This is a genomic window from Pseudomonas sp. GL-R-26, from assembly GCF_019947365.1.
Taxonomy (GTDB): Bacteria; Pseudomonadota; Gammaproteobacteria; order Pseudomonadales; family Pseudomonadaceae; genus Aquipseudomonas.
Map to the genome: position 1 here is coordinate 39,454 of NZ_JAGYGI010000025.1, position 15,060 is coordinate 54,513.

The following is a 15,060-nucleotide window of genomic DNA, read 5'->3' on the forward strand; positions in this document are numbered from 1 at the left end:
ATGAGCGAAAGCTTTGCGGAACTCTTTGAAGAAAGCCTAAAAACCCTGAACCTTCAGGCAGGCTCCATCATCACCGGTGTTATCGTTGATATCGATTACCAGGCTCGCTGGGTAACCGTTCACGCTGGCCTGAAGTCTGAAGCACTCATCCCGCTTGAGCAGTTCTACAACGACGCTGGCGAACTGAACATCAACGTCGGTGACGAAGTTCACGTTGCTCTGGACTCGGTTGAAGACGGCTTTGGTGAAACCAAGCTGTCCCGTGAAAAAGCCAAGCGCGCTGAATGCTGGATTGTTCTGGAAGCAGCCTTCGCAGCCGAAGAAGTGGTCAAGGGCGTTATCAACGGTAAGGTTAAAGGCGGCTTCACTGTCGACGTTAACGGCATCCGTGCGTTCCTGCCAGGTTCTCTGGTTGACGTCCGTCCAGTGCGCGACACCACGCACCTGGAAGGCAAAGAGCTGGAATTCAAGGTCATCAAGCTGGACCAGAAGCGCAACAACGTTGTCGTTTCCCGTCGCAGCGTCCTGGAAGCCGAGAACTCCGCCGAGCGCGAAGCTCTGCTGGAATCCCTGCAGGAAGGCCAACAAGTCAAAGGTATCGTCAAGAACCTCACCGATTACGGCGCATTCGTCGATCTGGGTGGCGTCGATGGCCTGCTGCACATTACCGACATGGCTTGGAAGCGTATCAAGCATCCTTCCGAAATCGTCAACGTTGGCGACGAGATCGATGTCAAGGTTCTGAAGTACGATCGCGAGCGCAATCGTGTTTCCCTGGGCCTGAAGCAGCTGGGCGAAGATCCATGGGTTGCTATCAAAGCCCGTTACCCAGAAAGCACTCGCGTTACCGCGCGTGTAACCAACCTGACCGACTACGGCTGCTTCGCTGAGCTGGAAGAAGGCGTTGAAGGTCTGGTACACGTTTCCGAAATGGACTGGACCAACAAGAACATCCACCCTTCGAAAGTCGTACAAGTCGGCGACGAAGTGGAAGTTATGGTTCTGGACATCGACGAAGAGCGTCGTCGTATCTCCCTGGGCATCAAGCAGTGCAAATCTAACCCATGGGAAGATTTCTCTGGCCAGTTCAACAAGGGCGATAAAATCTCCGGCACCATCAAGTCGATCACCGATTTCGGTATCTTCATTGGTCTGGACGGCGGTATCGACGGTCTGGTTCACCTGTCCGACATCTCCTGGAACGAAGTGGGCGAAGAAGCCGTTCGCCGCTTCAAGAAGGGCGACGAGCTGGACACCGTTATCCTGTCGGTTGACCCAGAGCGCGAGCGCATCTCCCTGGGTATCAAGCAACTGGAAAGCGATCCGTTCTCCGAGTACGTTCAAGAGAACGACAAAGGCGCCATCGTTAAAGGCATCGTGAAGGAAGTTGACGCTAAAGGCGCCATCATCACTCTGGCCGACGATATCGAAGCGACTCTGAAAGCCTCCGAAATCAGCCGTGACCGCGTTGAAGACGCGCGCAACGTTCTGAAAGAAGGCGAAGAAGTAGAAGCCAAGATCATCAGCGTTGACCGCAAGAGCCGTGTAATTCAGCTCTCGATCAAGTCGAAAGACGTTGAAGACGAGAAAGAAGCAATCCAGAGCCTGCGCGACAAGCCAGTAGCTACTGATGCTCCTGTGGCCACCACCCTGGGTGACCTGCTGCGTGCACAAATGGAAAAGCAGAACTAAGTTCTGATTTTCTGTAAAAAAGGGCGACTTCGGTCGCCCTTTTTTGTGCCTGTAATTTAGTGAATGAATTTTGGCCAGCTTGATTTGCTCGGACCGTGAACCAAAAATGCCCAAAAAATGTCTGATTGTTTAGTCAGATCAAACGGTTATTTGCAGCTAGTCTTTAGTCTGAGACTGATGATCGCCTGGTAGGCTTTCTGGCAAAAGGACGTGAATGAACAAGCTCATTGTCGCAGTAGTAGTGCTGGTGCTAGCGGGTTGTACCACTAACGCCAAAACTCACGTAGTGCGTGGGGTTGGCGGCATTGAGGTCGATTGTTCGGGGCTCGGTTCGAAATGGGACATGTGTTACAAGCGCGCGACCAAGGAATGCAAGGGGGCGGGCTACCAGGTTGTTGCAAGGTCTGATGATCTCAAGGAAGAGGAGGAGGGGCTGTTTGGGTTCAACCCGGCAGGTTTCCTGACGCGCACTATGTTGGTGATTTGCCGATAACAGGGTGATCGCCCAGAGTCTACCCGTTCCAGGAATCAAGCATTTTGAGGCGCTGGGATAGATGGTAAAACTCAGACTGTTCAAAATCGTGCAGGCGTGCTAAAACCTTTGAAGCGCTGACCTAGCTGCTTGAAAAAGAAGGGAAAAATATGACGAAGTCGGAGTTGATCGAACGAATTGTCACCCATCAAGGGCTGCTCTCATCCAAGGATGTGGAGCTGGCCATCAAGACCATGCTTGAGCAAATGTCCCAATGTCTGGCTACCGGAGATCGTATCGAGATCCGGGGGTTTGGCAGCTTCTCTCTGCACTATCGCGCGCCGCGAGTAGGCCGCAACCCAAAAACCGGTCAGTCCGTTAGCCTCGATGGCAAATTCGTTCCACACTTCAAGCCTGGTAAGGAGTTGAGGGATCGGGTGAATGAAGACGAGGAGGAACAACAGTGAGTGGAAGGGCTCGTAGCGCTGCTCCAATTCGTTACGTCGGGTTGATCCTGATGATCTTGATGGTTGTATTGATAGTGGCGTTCGTGCTCGAAAACCAAGAATTAGTTAGTGTGCAATTTCTAGGTTGGTTGATGCCTAAGCTTCCAGTGTCGCTGTATATGTTGCTGTCGTTGCTAATTGGTTTGGCGGTGGGACCGTTATTCAGTTGGTATGCTAGCCTTAGAAAATACCGAGGTTAGAAGTCTATTCGCTTCAAGTTAAGATGAAAAAAGGCTGTAGTATTTTAGTCGGTTCAAAAATTGGCGGGCTGTATTATTTCGTAGGTAAGACTTTTCTAATGTTTAAGGATGTTGATCGTCATGCTCCAGCTCTCGAACACCCCAACAAGCAGTGATGAGATAGATATTCTTGTCTTGATCAAAGCGCTTTGGGTGCGGAAGTGGATAGTTGTCAGTGTAACCATACTTGTGACTATTGCCTCGGCGGTATACGCCTTTACAGCTAAGCCGTTGTACGAGGCCAGAATATACGTATTGCCTCCTACTCAAAGCAATATTGCAGATTTTAACTATGGTCGAATATTGAATTCCGACTTGCCACCCTTCTCTGTTAAAGATGTTTACGATGTATTCGTTCGTAATCTCTTTAGTGAATCCTTACGGCGATCTTTTTTCGAGGAGGTTTATCTGCCGTCATTGACTGAAAATGCACGCCAGGGTTCGCGTGACCGTCTATATCAAAAATTCTCAAAGCAGTTGGTCATCTCTTCGGAGGGAAAGGAAAGCCCTGACCGTTATTCTGTTACTGTGCAGAGCGGTAATCCTTCGGAAGCTGGTGAATGGGTGCGCACTTATGTAAAAAATGCCGGTGTTGCAGCAAAAAGTGAATTGATCAAAAACGTGGTTAGAGAAGCTCAGGTTAGAGCGCGTAACTTGGAACAACAGATTAATGGTCTCCGCGAAAGTACTCGGCGAGAGCGAGAGGATAAAATAAAGGTTCTAAGTGAGGCTTTGGTGATTGCCAGAGCCATTGGTTTGAATAAGCCGGTCATTATCAGTGGGAAAACTCCCGGAGAGTTGTCTCTGGGTGTGGATAGTCAAGCTTTATATATGCGTGGAAGTGATGCACTCCAGGCCGAAATTGAAGGTTTGGAAAGCCGTGAGTCTGACGATCCGTTCATTCAGAATCTGCGAGTTTTGCAAGTTAAGTACTCATTTCTTAAAAATTTGACCGTCGATTCCTCCGGTGTTTCGGTATATCGGCAGGACGGAGCGGTTGATGATCCTGATAGTCCGATCAAGCCGAATAAATTATCAATTCTGATACTGGGGGCGTGCTTCGGGCTCTTCCTGGGGTTGGTTTTGGCGCTGTTCGGGTATGTCGCACCTTTGTTGCGCGCCAAAATTCTGATTCCCTCCTCACATCCCTGAGGTGGGTAAATTACCGTATTGGGTGCACGGGCGTCTGGGGCGTTCGTTTGGATGCTTGTGTAGCGTTCGGGAAGATAGCGCTCGCCACGCTGAATAATCGGTTTCAGATGCGTGAAAATCCCTCCCTTTTTTGCTTGGTCGGAGGGGGGGGCGGTGGATGATGCTAGTGGTGCGGCAAGCGTTCACGGTTCGATGGCTGTATCAAGCCATAAAGCGCATGCCGATACGTAGAAATGTGTCTACCTATCAAAATCTGGTAACGCTATTGTGTCATCTAGGAGATAATGGCGGGCGGGGCAAATAGAAGACTTTTACCGGATGGCGGAAAAGTGTATACACTTTAGAATTCCGTTAAAAGTTGTTGTGTTTGTTGTTGGTATATGGTAGGCGGGCTGGTTATGGTTGTTGGACAGGGATGCGGAAAAGAATGATTAGGCCAATTATCAACATTGGTTGTCAGGCAGTTTTTAAACTAGTGTTCGCTGTCGCATCTCTGAAAGTAGTGGCGTTTTATGTTGGGCCGAGCGGTATGGCCGTAGTTGGGCAAATACAAGCCTTTCTTCAGATTTTAAGTGCTGGTGCATCCTCGGTAACAACTTCCGGTGTGGTAAAGCTGATAGCTGAAGATAAATATCCAAAAGAGCGAATCCTGCAATCGTCATTGATGCTGCTACTGGCTTTTAGTTTTTCTTTTGTTTTGGTTTTGCTTTTTTCGAGCACGCTTATTTCCGATTTTTTCTTGCAGGGTGGGTGGGTGGAGGTGTTATTGCTTCTGCCTCTAGGTGCTTTTTTTATAGGTTTGAATAATTTATTTATTTCTTACTTTAATGGTGGTCAAAAGTACAGTGAGTATTTGTGGTATTCCGTCATAACGGCATTTTTTACAGCTTTATTGACGTGTGCTTTTTCCATTATTTTTGGCAAGCCAGGAGCTGTTTATTCAATAGCGCTGGCACCTGCTATTGCGGGTGTGTGTGTGTTGCTTCTGCCGGCGAGATTTCGACTTCCAAGACTGAGTCTGGTTAGACTGGATGTTGAAGTCATAAAGATATTGTTGTCTTACTCGCTTATGGCCTTGGGGTCGGTAATTATAGTCTACGGCGTGCAGATCGTCCTGCGAGACTATATATCTACTAACGGGTCAATGGCTGAGGCAGGCACGTGGTATGCAGTGACCCGTCTATCCGATATATACATGGGTATATGCAGTGTCCTCTTTTCTACGTTGTTGTTACCTAAGTACAGTTCACAAGAAGGCAGGGCCTTGGCGAGTTTTGTATGTCGTATCGGGGTAATGGCACTCGGTTTCGTTGTTGTGATGGTGGTCTCGGTAAACGTATTGGCGAGCTTCGCTATTTGGTTAATTTATGGTGATGCTTTTGCGGCCGCCGCTGGGATCATGAAGGTTTATGTGATTGGCGATGCTCTCAAGTGTCTGAGCTGGGTGTTTCTTTATGTGATGATCGCTAAGCAGCATGTTCGATTCTATCTCGTCTATGAAATGCTTAGTGCACTAATGTATCTCCTTTTCTGCATCTTGTGTTATCGGTTTTATGGCTTCAATAATATGGCTTATGGGTATCCACTGCAGGGGGCTGCTTCTCTGACTATGGTGTTGATATGGTTTTTTGTAGTTCGATATAACTCAATGCCTTTAGAACAGAACAATAAGTATGACGCAGTATAATTTTGTATATGTTGTGGTTTGGTTGCTGGCCATTCTTTCATTGAGAAAAAATAATCATCCGTCGGCATGGTTGTTTTTTTTACAGGTGACGTTGCTTGCCTTGTTCGTAGGTTTGAAGTTTCAAACCGGATATGATTGGCCAATCTATGAGGCGCATTACACAGCAGTACAAAACGGGGAAGACTTTTATCTTGATTTTGAATTTGGGTATGAGTGGCTTGTCCAGCTTTCAGCAAGTATGGGGTTGGCGTTCGAGCAGTTTTCTGCGGTAATAAGTATATTGGAAATTGCTTTTATAGCTTTTGCAGTGAGACGCTTTTTTCCGAGGTATTGCCTGGTTGTCATGGCGATAATGTACTCGGTTCCAGATTTTTATTTGATACCTGCGTTTTCTCTGCTTAGGCAAGGCCTTGCAGTTAGTGTATTTTTGATAGGTGTGTATAAGTTATTTTCAAATAAAAGAATTTCGGCCTTCGTCTTCTTTGCGATGGCTTGCTCGTTGCACTATTCGGTAGTTGGCGGAATTTTGCTGCTTGCATTGCTCTATATTTTTCCTTTAAGTCGAAGGACGTTTTCATTGATTTTCGCTGCTTCGGTAGCACTGTATGTATCTTCTTTTGATATCATTCGAGGTGTTGTTGAGGTTTTGATCGTTTACGTCAATCCAAAATACATGGTTTATTTGGATCGTGATGTTTTTAACGCAAGCTTTGCATATCGGGCTGCATTTGCAGTTGTTTCACTAGTGTTTTTCGTATGTATATACGGGGCTTGGGTAAGACGTGAGTCTTCTAGTGTTGAGGTTCTTGGTGATAGGTGGGGGTTGCAAACCTATCGGTTGGCCTTGTTGGCGCTGCTCATTCCTTTGATTATATTTGGCTTCCCAACTCTATCTACCCGGTATCAGTTTTTTTTCGCCATATTCCTTGTGGGGTGTACACTCGGGGCTTTACAGTATGTGACATACGCAAGTCGTATTATTGTTGTCTTTGTGATTGCGATAATTGCATACTTGCCATTCTATAGATTTATATCAAGCCCGCTTTCTATTGTTTATATACCCTATCAAAGTCAGCTCTTTTATGATCATAAAAATTCGACTGGGCAAGATCGAACTAATGATTTGCTCAACCAATTAGACGTGCTGTGGTCCAAATAATGAAATCAAGTAAACATATCGTTCTGCTTACTACCAAATATGCGGATGACAAAAAAGATGCCTGGTTGACTAATGAGTTGGCTTACTCATTGAATGAGGAAGGGCATAATGTCTCGGTGGTTGTTTTCTCGTGGCTTAAGAATGAACCTGTGTCATTCACTAAGGTGATTGATGGTATTAAGGTTATCAGGGTCAAGCTTCCGGCTATATTTTATAACACAGGGGTCATCGGTACTTCCCTGAAGATATTCTTGTTTCCTTTCCTCGCTCGCCATGAAGTGCGAAAGCAAGTGAGTAAGTGCGACTTGTTAATTGCCAATACGCCTTGTGTGACCATTTTGGGGATGTCTCGCTATTTTAGGAAAAAATTTCACTCCCAGTCTTTTCTGGTGCTCTGGGATTTCTTTCCATATTATTTGAAAGATCTCGGTGCTATCAGAAATAAGCTGTTTTTTGGTTTTTTCCGTTATCTTGAAGAAATAATGTACAAAAGTTTTGATCGCATCGGATGTATGACTGACGGTAATGCCAAATTCTTGTTTGATAATTTTCCGGCGGTGGATAAGCAGCGTGTGGAAATTTTACCTCTTTGGGCGAAGATCAAGCAGGTTGATCCGATAGACAAGTCTGAAATAAGGTTGAAGTACGATTTGCCATCTACAGGGTTTATTGCTGTTTATGGTGGCGCAATGTCTATTGTCCAGGAATTGGACAATATTCTCGATTTGGCTGAGCTTTACACTGGTGATGATGTGACCTTCCTTTTCATTGGTAAGGGGACTGAGAAGGAAAGGTTGGAGGAATCGGTACTTACTCGTGGTTTAAAGAACGTAAAGTTTATCAACTACGTGCCTCGTGATGAGTATCAGCATGTAGTTCAAGCCTGCGATGTGGGTCTGATTTCTCTGTCCAGGAAGTTAACTGTGCCGAGCTTTCCCTCTAAATCATTAGATTATTTTAAAGTTTCTCTTCCGGTGCTTGCATCTTTGGATTCAGTTACGGATTTTGGAGATATCCTTGAAAACAAAATATGTGCTGGTTTAGCCGTAGTGGCGGGGGATGTAACTAATCTAAAAAACAAATTGGATTTGTTGATTAAGGATGCTGAGCTCTGTAAAGCGCTAGGGGCCAATGGTCGGCGCTATTACGAAAAGTACTTGAGCGTCGAGAACGCAAGAAGTATTATCATTTCATCACTATAAGTGGGGTCTTCTCATGGCTATTTCTTTCAGTAACTCAACGCTTTTGATCACCGGTGGCACCGGCTCGTTTGGTAATGCTGTGCTGAAACGGTTTCTCGATACTGATATCAAAGAAATTCGTGTGTTCAGCCGAGACGAGAAAAAACAAGATGACATGCGTAAAAAATACGCAAACACCAAGCTGAAGTTCTATATTGGCGACGTCAGAGATTTCCAGAGTGTACTCAATGCTACTCGTGGAGTAGATTATATTTTTCACGCCGCTGCCTTGAAGCAGGTTCCTTCGTGTGAATTCCATCCAATGGAAGCTGTGAAAACAAACGTGCTTGGTACTGATAACGTACTGGAAGCGGCGATACAAAATAACGTTAAGCGCGTAGTCTGCCTGAGTACTGATAAAGCTGTTTATCCAATCAATGCAATGGGTATATCCAAAGCAATGATGGAAAAAGTAATGGTTGCCAAATCCCGTAACGATAACAATACGGTTATCTGCGGTACCCGTTACGGTAACGTGATGGCGTCCCGTGGTTCCGTTATTCCTTTGTTTGTTGATCAGATCCGTTCGGGCATACCGCTAAGCTTGACTGATCCAAACATGACGCGATTCATGATGACTTTGGCAGATGCGGTCGACCTGGTTTTGTATGCTTTTGAGCATGGCACAAATGGTGACATGTTTGTCCAGAAGGCTCCCGCAGCGACTGTGGAAGTTTTGGCAAAAGCATTGATCAATATGCTTAATGTGCCAGATCATCCCGTTCAGGTTATTGGCACCCGTCATGGTGAAAAGCTTTTTGAAGCGCTGCTTAGTCGTGAAGAAATGGCCTGCGCTGAAGATCGTGGTGACTACTTCCGCGTACCACCAGATCTGCGGGATCTGAATTACTCCAAGTTTGTGGAGCAGGGTGAGACCAAAATCTCTCGTACTGAAGACTACAACTCGCATAATACCGAGCGCCTTGATGTAGAAGGTATGCAGAAGCTGCTCCTCAAGTTGAACTTTATGCGCGCTATCCAGCGTGGTGAGCACGCTACACCTGAGGAATAAGCAATGAAGGTTCTGATTACAGGTGCCAATGGTTTTGTCGGCCAGAATCTTATTTCGCATCTGAGCGAGAAGTCCGATATCGAAGTGGTGCGCTTTACCCGCGAGGATTCCCTGGACGTCTTGCCGAGTCTGGTTGCGCGGGTTGACTTTATTTTCCATCTGGCCGGTGTCAATCGTCCGTTGAACCCGCAGGAGTTTCATATCGGCAATACCGATTTGACTCGTGCACTCTGTGATGCTATCCGACTCAGTGGTCGGAAAGTTCCAGTGCTGTACACGTCATCGAGTCAAGCGGAGTTGGATAACCCATACGGCAGCAGTAAACTCGGCGCCGAACAAGTATTACTTGATCTGAACTCGGAAAATGGTTCGGCAGTGCACTTGTTTCGTTTGCCTAACGTATTTGGTAAGTGGGCTCGTCCTAACTATAATTCAGCGGTTGCGACTTTTTGTAATAATATCGCTCACGGTCTACCAATCAATGTCAATGATCAGCATGCGCGAATTAATCTGGTTTATATAGATGACGTAGTTGCATGTTTCATTGCTGTAATGGAAGGGAAAAAGTCAGGCTCGCCGTTTGTTAGTGTGGAACCACAATACAATATTACGGTGGGTGAGCTTTCCGAGCAATTGGCGGCTTTCCGTGATAGTCGCAAGACGATGATTACCGAGTCGGTCGGAACGGGGCTTGTAAGGGCGCTTTATTCCACTTATTTGAGTTATCTGCCGCCTGAGCGTTTTACTTACGAAGTTCCCAAGCACGGCGATCCGCGCGGGGTTTTTGTGGAAATGCTTAAAACCAAGGAGGCTGGACAGTTTTCTTACTTTACTGCGCATCCAGGGATAACACGCGGCGGGCATTACCACCATTCAAAGACCGAAAAGTTCCTTGTCATCAAAGGCACGGCATGTTTCCGTTTCCGTCACATTGTTTCGGGTGAGTTTTACGAATTGTTCACTTCCGGAGAAAAGCCGGAAATTGTCGAAACAGTTCCGGGCTGGAGTCACGACATTACCAATACTGGCAGTGAAGAAATGATCGTTATGCTTTGGGCTAACGAGATTTTTGATCGTGAAGCACCTGATACGTTTACCTTTCCTGTTGGTACTGAAGCTTAATTATCGTGCGCGCCGCTTTATTCCTTAGATAAGGAGTGGGCGGCGCTGTGCTTTTGTGGGGCTTGCGATCCCTTGAAGTGGTAGTCTTGTAAATCCGATTTTTTGACAGTTTGTCACCCCCGTCACAGGCTCAAAAGCAGACCGGAAAGTCTGTTGGTATTAGCTTTTCGTTGGCGTTTTCTTCGAATTGGGCACCACGGAGTGACCGGATGTGGCCACCGAGATCGAACGCGGTGGAGGTAAGGTGTGATCGGCGGCGGCCTTACCCGGGGTGTTGAGGCCAAGTGGCGCAGCGTCCACTCGTCCATTGATGGCCCTCATTGGGCTTCATGCATGCTAATGGATAGCGTTAGTGGCGGTTGAAGATTAGAATTGTTAATCGTTTTTATCACTTATTAAAATGTGACGTTTAAAAATGAAAAAATTGAAAATCGTTACCGTAGTGGGTACTCGCCCGGAAATCATTCGTCTGTCGCGCGTCATGGCCGCCCTGGACAGGGACTGTGACCATGTTTTAGTGCACACGGGGCAGAATTATGACTATGAACTGAACGAGATTTTCTTTCAGGATCTCGGTATCCGTAAACCCGACCACTTTCTGAACGCTGCTGGCGCAACAGGCGCAGAGACCATCGGTAACGTCATTATTTCCGTTGATCGTGTGCTGGCTGAGGTTCAGCCTGAGGCTCTTCTCGTCCTCGGCGACACGAATAGCTGCATGGCGGTCATTCCCGCCAAACGTCGTAAAATTCCGGCTTTCCATATGGAAGCTGGTAACCGTTGCTTCGACATGCGTGTGCCTGAAGAAATCAACCGACGTATTGTAGATCACACCGCTGATATCAATTTAACTTACAGCACCATTGCGCGCGACTATCTGCTAAGTGAAGGCTTGCCACCAGACAGGGTTATCAAAACTGGTAGCCCGATGTTTGAGGTGCTTAATTATTATCGTGAAGGTATCGATTCTTCGGACGTGCTGGAGCGGCTTGGGCTTGAGCAGGGCAAATTTTTTGTAGTAAGCGCACACCGTGAAGAAAATATTGATTCTGATACTAACTTCGGAAAGCTTGTTGAAGTACTCAACACAGTCGCAGCGCACTATGACTATCCGGTAATTGTCTCCACCCACCCGCGGACACAGAAGCGTGTCGATGCCATGGGGGTGAAGTTTCACGAGAATGTTCGTCTGCTAAAACCGCTCGGTTTCAAGGACTACAACAAGCTGCAACTTGAGTCCAAAGCAGTACTTTCCGATAGTGGTACGATCAATGAAGAGTCCTCTATTCTCAACTTCCCAGCGTTGAATATCCGTGAGGCGCACGAGCGTCCAGAGGGTATGGAAGAAGCCGCTGTGATGATGGTTGGCCTTGAGTCCGAGCGAGTGATGCAGGCCTTGCAGGTGCTGGACGGTCAAAGCCGAGGTGAGGTTCGCAGTCTGCGCCTGGTGGAAGACTACAGCATGCCGAACGTTTCGGAAAAAGTGGTCAGGATCATTCACAGCTACCGCGACTATGTTATGCGTGTCGTTTGGAAAAAGTACTGATCAGGACGAAAAGTATTAATGGCGAAGGTTTTTGTTGTTTCAGAGTATGTGGATGCAGAGCAAAATTCGACTGGTTTTTTTTGGTCGAAAATCGTTAATAAGATTGGGGTAGAGCTTGGGCGGGTAACAGTAATTTATCCAAGCGCAAGTAAGTCCTCACGCTTATTTGAGAGTCACGATGTTAAAGAAGTGGCATTCACAGCGCTGAAATTTAACAAAAACAAGCTGATTTCCAGATTCTTCGGACAGTTTTATCAGGTGGCTGGTTTCTGTTGGCATATTCTCCGGGATGTAAAAAAAAATGATGTTGTGCTGACTGGGACTAATCCGGCATTACTATTGATGGTTATTCCCCTCTTGAAGCTGATCAAACGTTTTAAGTGGGGGGTTCTGGTTCATGATGTATTTCCGGAAAACTTAGTTCCTGCCGGCATAATAAAGTCTACCAGTCGTGTCTATCCGATTATCAACCTTTTATTCTCCAGTATTTATAATTCTGCAGAGTTGCTGATTGTTATCGGACGGGACATGCAGGAGTTAGTCAGTCTGAAGGTCACGAATACGGCTAAGGTCGTATTCGTGCCAAACTGGGCAGATGAGAAAGAGGTTTTTCCTTTACCTCGTCACACTGCGCCATTTTTACATGAATTGGGGTGGCAGGAAAAAGTTGTATTCCAGTTTTTTGGCAATATTGGGCGTGTACAGGGAATTGAGAATATTCTCGACGCTATTTCTCTTGTCGAAGATGATCGGGCTGCGTTCATATTTATTGGAGATGGCGCGCTCGTCGCCAAGGTCAAGGAATTCGTAAAAAGTAACCCTACAAAAAATGTTGCCTATGCGGGCGCTGTTCCATTGAGGGACAAAAATCAGGGGCTTGCTGCTTGTGATGTAGCGTTAATTACCTTGGAGAAAGGAATGCTTGGACTGGGAGTTCCCAGCAAAGCATATTTTTCTCTTGCTGCAGATAAACCTCTTTTAGCAGTAATGGATGACAATGCCGAGATATCGCGAGTTATTCGCGAAAAAGGAGTCGGATGGCAGTGCAAACCGTCTGATCCGCGTGCTTTGGCCGACGTAATAGCAACAATATGCAATTCTGATCTTGAAGCGCTAAACGGCTGCTCGCTCGCTGTTTTTCGCGAGAATTATGCTGAGCATCTCGCATTGGATAAGTTCTATGGACATGTTGCTAATCTCATTGGACCGAACAAGGTATGAAAGTTTTAATTACTGGCGCCAATGGGTTTGTCGGGCGAGGTTTGGTTAGCGTTCTTCGGTCTGAATGCCATCAACTCGTTTGTTGCTCGCGAGTCGCTGTATCCGACCATGAATTTGTTATTTCCCCTCCCTTAAGCGCCGATGCAGATTGGAGCCAGCTCTTAACGGGGGTTGATGTCGTAGTCCACTTGGCTGGCAAGGCTCACAATCTAGGTGAGCCAAGAGAAGTAGCTGTGCAGGGGTTCAAACAGGCGAATGTCGATGGCACGGTTCGTCTCGCAGAGCAGGCAATTTCGTCTAATGTCAAAAGGTTCATTTTTATCAGTTCCATAGGTGTGAACGGATCGTCAACGGAAGGTGCGTTTGACGAATCTTCTCCGGCGGCACCTCACGCGGATTACGCTGAATCAAAATTGGCTGCTGAACGGAAACTCGAGGATTTAAATCGGGGGTCTTCCATGGAACTGGTTATTATAAGACCTCCTTTGGTATATGCGGCGCAAGCCCCCGGCAACTTTAAACGATTGCTTAAAATAGTTTCATTAGGGCTCCCTTTACCTTTTGCAACTATCAATAACCGACGTAGCATGATTGCGTTGGAAAACCTGGTTGACTTTATCCGTGTCTGTGTGACGCATCCCAAAGCTGCCAATAACTTGTTTCTTGTTTCTGATGGTGTGGATCTGTCCACCGCTGAGATAGTCAGGTTTCTGGCCAGTGGTATGAATAGAAAAGCTCGGCTTATTGCAGTTCCCCAGTTTCTCTTGTTGGCTGGGAGTACGGTATTGAGACGGCGCGCTATTTATACACAGCTTTGTTGTTCTTTGGTAATTGACTCTTCGAAAGCACAATCAACTTTGGGTTGGGCCCCTGTCGTCTCTCCTCAGCAAGCGTTGACAGAGTCCGGTCGGGGTTTCAAAGCGCTCTAACATTTTTTTGTGTGTGGTGTTTCTATAATGATAAATGCACATTTTTCAACCGAGTATTATTGGCTCGCCTTTCCCGCGGTAATTCTTTTGTCGCTCGGTTTGACCGGGGCACTGCGTATTTACGCGTTGAAGAACAGTCTCATTGATGTGCCAAATGGCCGGAGTTCACACTCGATCCCCACACCTCGCGGTGGAGGGGTTGCCATTGTCGTTTGTTTTCTGTTGGTCATGCCGTTACTCGCTACGACAGGACTTGTAACCTGGTCAAATGCAATGGCATTGATTGGTGCTGGGGCCTGGGTTGCTGTGATTGGATTTCTTGACGATCACGGTCATATTGCGGCTCGCTGGCGTCTATTGGCTCATTTCGCTGGCGCGATCTGGGCATTGTTTTGGCTTGGTGGTCTGGCTCCGGTCGACGCTTTCGGCCTAACGATCGACCTCGGTTGGTTAGGTCATGTTGTTGCCGCTTTCTATCTGGTCTGGATGCTTAATCTTTACAACTTCATGGATGGAATTGATGGAATCGCCGGGGTTGAGGCCGTAACCGCGTGTATCGGTGCTTGTCTGATTTATTGGGTTACCGGTTTTGATGCTCTGGTTTGGGCACCTTTACTGCTCGCCGCTGCGGTACTGGGGTTTCTTTGCTGGAATTTTCCACCTGCGCGAATTTTCATGGGTGATGCGGGTAGTGGGTTTCTGGGCATCATACTGGGCATTTTTTCCCTTCAGGCATCCTCTAGCGCACCACAACTATTGTGGGTCTGGTTGATTCTACTTGGCGTATTCATTGTCGATGCCACATTCACCTTGTTGCGGCGTTTAATGCGGGGCGATAAAGTTTATGAGGCGCATCGCAGTCATGCCTATCAGTTCGCCTCTAGAAGTGTCGGTCGTCATCTACCGGTAACGGTCGGTGTCTTGATGATCAACCTGTTTTGGCTGCTTCCGATAGCTCTGTGTGTCGGGGTAGGGACCTTAAATGGCCTTCTCGGCCTGCTGATAGCATACGTTCCCTTGGTTTTACTCGCCGTCAGGTACCATGCGGGCGAGCTGGAACAAGTGAATTGAGGTGAATTTCG

At 47.0% G+C, this 15,060-nt stretch carries 14 protein-coding genes; all 14 read left to right on the top strand.

Annotated elements, in window-relative coordinates:
• The gene (gene rpsA, locus KGA96_RS22650) at window positions 1-1,692 is read left to right on the top strand and encodes a 30S ribosomal protein S1 (protein WP_007973639.1); all 1,692 of its coding nucleotides are present in this window, start codon (window positions 1-3) and stop codon (window positions 1,690-1,692) included.
• Window positions 1,693-1,906: 214 nt separating this feature from the next.
• Complete coding sequence (locus tag KGA96_RS22655) at window positions 1,907-2,185, top strand: hypothetical protein (RefSeq protein WP_046042605.1); 279 nt, start codon at window positions 1,907-1,909, stop codon at window positions 2,183-2,185.
• 149 nt (window positions 2,186-2,334) lie between these two features.
• Window positions 2,335-2,631, top strand: coding sequence for an integration host factor subunit beta (gene ihfB, locus KGA96_RS22660; RefSeq protein ID WP_046042607.1), 297 nt, complete (start codon window positions 2,335-2,337; stop codon window positions 2,629-2,631).
• A 59-nt stretch (window positions 2,632-2,690) separates the two neighbouring features.
• The gene (locus KGA96_RS22665) at window positions 2,691-2,870 is read left to right on the top strand and encodes a LapA family protein (RefSeq protein WP_223515051.1); all 180 of its coding nucleotides are present in this window, start codon (window positions 2,691-2,693) and stop codon (window positions 2,868-2,870) included.
• 120 nt (window positions 2,871-2,990) lie between these two features.
• Window positions 2,991-4,061 carry an LPS O-antigen chain length determinant protein WzzB gene (locus KGA96_RS22670; protein WP_223515015.1) on the top strand — a complete coding sequence of 357 codons (1,071 nt, stop codon included), beginning with the start codon at window positions 2,991-2,993 and terminating at the stop codon, window positions 4,059-4,061.
• Between the two features lie 427 nt (window positions 4,062-4,488).
• Window positions 4,489-5,748 carry an oligosaccharide flippase family protein gene (locus KGA96_RS22675; protein WP_223515018.1) on the top strand — a complete coding sequence of 420 codons (1,260 nt, stop codon included), beginning with the start codon at window positions 4,489-4,491 and terminating at the stop codon, window positions 5,746-5,748.
• The gene (locus KGA96_RS22680) at window positions 5,735-6,907 is read left to right on the top strand and encodes an EpsG family protein (protein ID WP_223515022.1); all 1,173 of its coding nucleotides are present in this window, start codon (window positions 5,735-5,737) and stop codon (window positions 6,905-6,907) included. Before KGA96_RS22675 ends, KGA96_RS22680 begins: the two co-directional genes overlap by 14 nt.
• Window positions 6,907-8,109, top strand: a complete 1,203-nt coding sequence (locus tag KGA96_RS22685) for a glycosyltransferase family 4 protein (protein ID WP_223515024.1) — start codon at window positions 6,907-6,909, stop codon at window positions 8,107-8,109. Before KGA96_RS22680 ends, KGA96_RS22685 begins: the two co-directional genes overlap by 1 nt.
• Window positions 8,110-8,122: 13 nt before the next feature.
• Entirely contained in the window at window positions 8,123-9,160 is a 1,038-nt protein-coding gene (locus tag KGA96_RS22690; RefSeq protein ID WP_057713776.1) for a polysaccharide biosynthesis protein, read from the top strand.
• A 3-nt stretch (window positions 9,161-9,163) separates the two neighbouring features.
• The gene (gene wbjC, locus KGA96_RS22695; RefSeq protein WP_223515027.1) at window positions 9,164-10,282 is read left to right on the top strand and encodes a UDP-2-acetamido-2,6-beta-L-arabino-hexul-4-ose reductase; all 1,119 of its coding nucleotides are present in this window, start codon (window positions 9,164-9,166) and stop codon (window positions 10,280-10,282) included.
• Window positions 10,283-10,697: 415 nt separating this feature from the next.
• Window positions 10,698-11,828 (top strand): non-hydrolyzing UDP-N-acetylglucosamine 2-epimerase, encoded by a 1,131-nt coding sequence (gene wecB, locus KGA96_RS22700; protein ID WP_046042613.1) that lies wholly within the window; start codon window positions 10,698-10,700, stop codon window positions 11,826-11,828.
• A gap of 18 nt (window positions 11,829-11,846) precedes the next feature.
• The gene (locus KGA96_RS22705) at window positions 11,847-13,049 is read left to right on the top strand and encodes a glycosyltransferase family 4 protein (RefSeq protein WP_223515030.1); all 1,203 of its coding nucleotides are present in this window, start codon (window positions 11,847-11,849) and stop codon (window positions 13,047-13,049) included.
• The gene (locus KGA96_RS22710; RefSeq protein WP_223515032.1) at window positions 13,046-13,978 is read left to right on the top strand and encodes an NAD-dependent epimerase/dehydratase family protein; all 933 of its coding nucleotides are present in this window, start codon (window positions 13,046-13,048) and stop codon (window positions 13,976-13,978) included. Before KGA96_RS22705 ends, KGA96_RS22710 begins: the two co-directional genes overlap by 4 nt.
• A gap of 27 nt (window positions 13,979-14,005) precedes the next feature.
• Window positions 14,006-15,049, top strand: coding sequence for an MraY family glycosyltransferase (locus KGA96_RS22715; protein ID WP_046042616.1), 1,044 nt, complete (start codon window positions 14,006-14,008; stop codon window positions 15,047-15,049).
• Window positions 15,050-15,060: the final 11 nt, after the last annotated feature.

Bases quoted from the DNA above. Each gene is read 5' to 3' on its own strand.
- ihfB (WP_046042607.1), top strand. From the start codon at position 2,335: ATGACGAAGTCGGAGTTGATCGAACGAATTGTCACCCATCAAGGGCTG.
- wbjC (WP_223515027.1), top strand. From the start codon at position 9,164: ATGAAGGTTCTGATTACAGGTGCCAATGGTTTTGTCGGCCAGAATCTT.
- KGA96_RS22680 (WP_223515022.1), top strand. From the start codon at position 5,735: ATGACGCAGTATAATTTTGTATATGTTGTGGTTTGGTTGCTGGCCATT.
- KGA96_RS22670 (WP_223515015.1), top strand. From the start codon at position 2,991: ATGCTCCAGCTCTCGAACACCCCAACAAGCAGTGATGAGATAGATATT.
- KGA96_RS22685 (WP_223515024.1), top strand. From the start codon at position 6,907: ATGAAATCAAGTAAACATATCGTTCTGCTTACTACCAAATATGCGGAT.
- KGA96_RS22705 (WP_223515030.1), top strand. From the start codon at position 11,847: ATGGCGAAGGTTTTTGTTGTTTCAGAGTATGTGGATGCAGAGCAAAAT.
- KGA96_RS22665 (WP_223515051.1), top strand. From the start codon at position 2,691: ATGGTTGTATTGATAGTGGCGTTCGTGCTCGAAAACCAAGAATTAGTT.
- KGA96_RS22715 (WP_046042616.1), top strand. From the start codon at position 14,006: ATGATAAATGCACATTTTTCAACCGAGTATTATTGGCTCGCCTTTCCC.
- wecB (WP_046042613.1), top strand. From the start codon at position 10,698: ATGAAAAAATTGAAAATCGTTACCGTAGTGGGTACTCGCCCGGAAATC.
- KGA96_RS22690 (WP_057713776.1), top strand. From the start codon at position 8,123: ATGGCTATTTCTTTCAGTAACTCAACGCTTTTGATCACCGGTGGCACC.
- KGA96_RS22655 (WP_046042605.1), top strand. From the start codon at position 1,907: ATGAACAAGCTCATTGTCGCAGTAGTAGTGCTGGTGCTAGCGGGTTGT.
- KGA96_RS22710 (WP_223515032.1), top strand. From the start codon at position 13,046: ATGAAAGTTTTAATTACTGGCGCCAATGGGTTTGTCGGGCGAGGTTTG.
- KGA96_RS22675 (WP_223515018.1), top strand. From the start codon at position 4,489: ATGATTAGGCCAATTATCAACATTGGTTGTCAGGCAGTTTTTAAACTA.
- rpsA (WP_007973639.1), top strand. From the start codon at position 1: ATGAGCGAAAGCTTTGCGGAACTCTTTGAAGAAAGCCTAAAAACCCTG.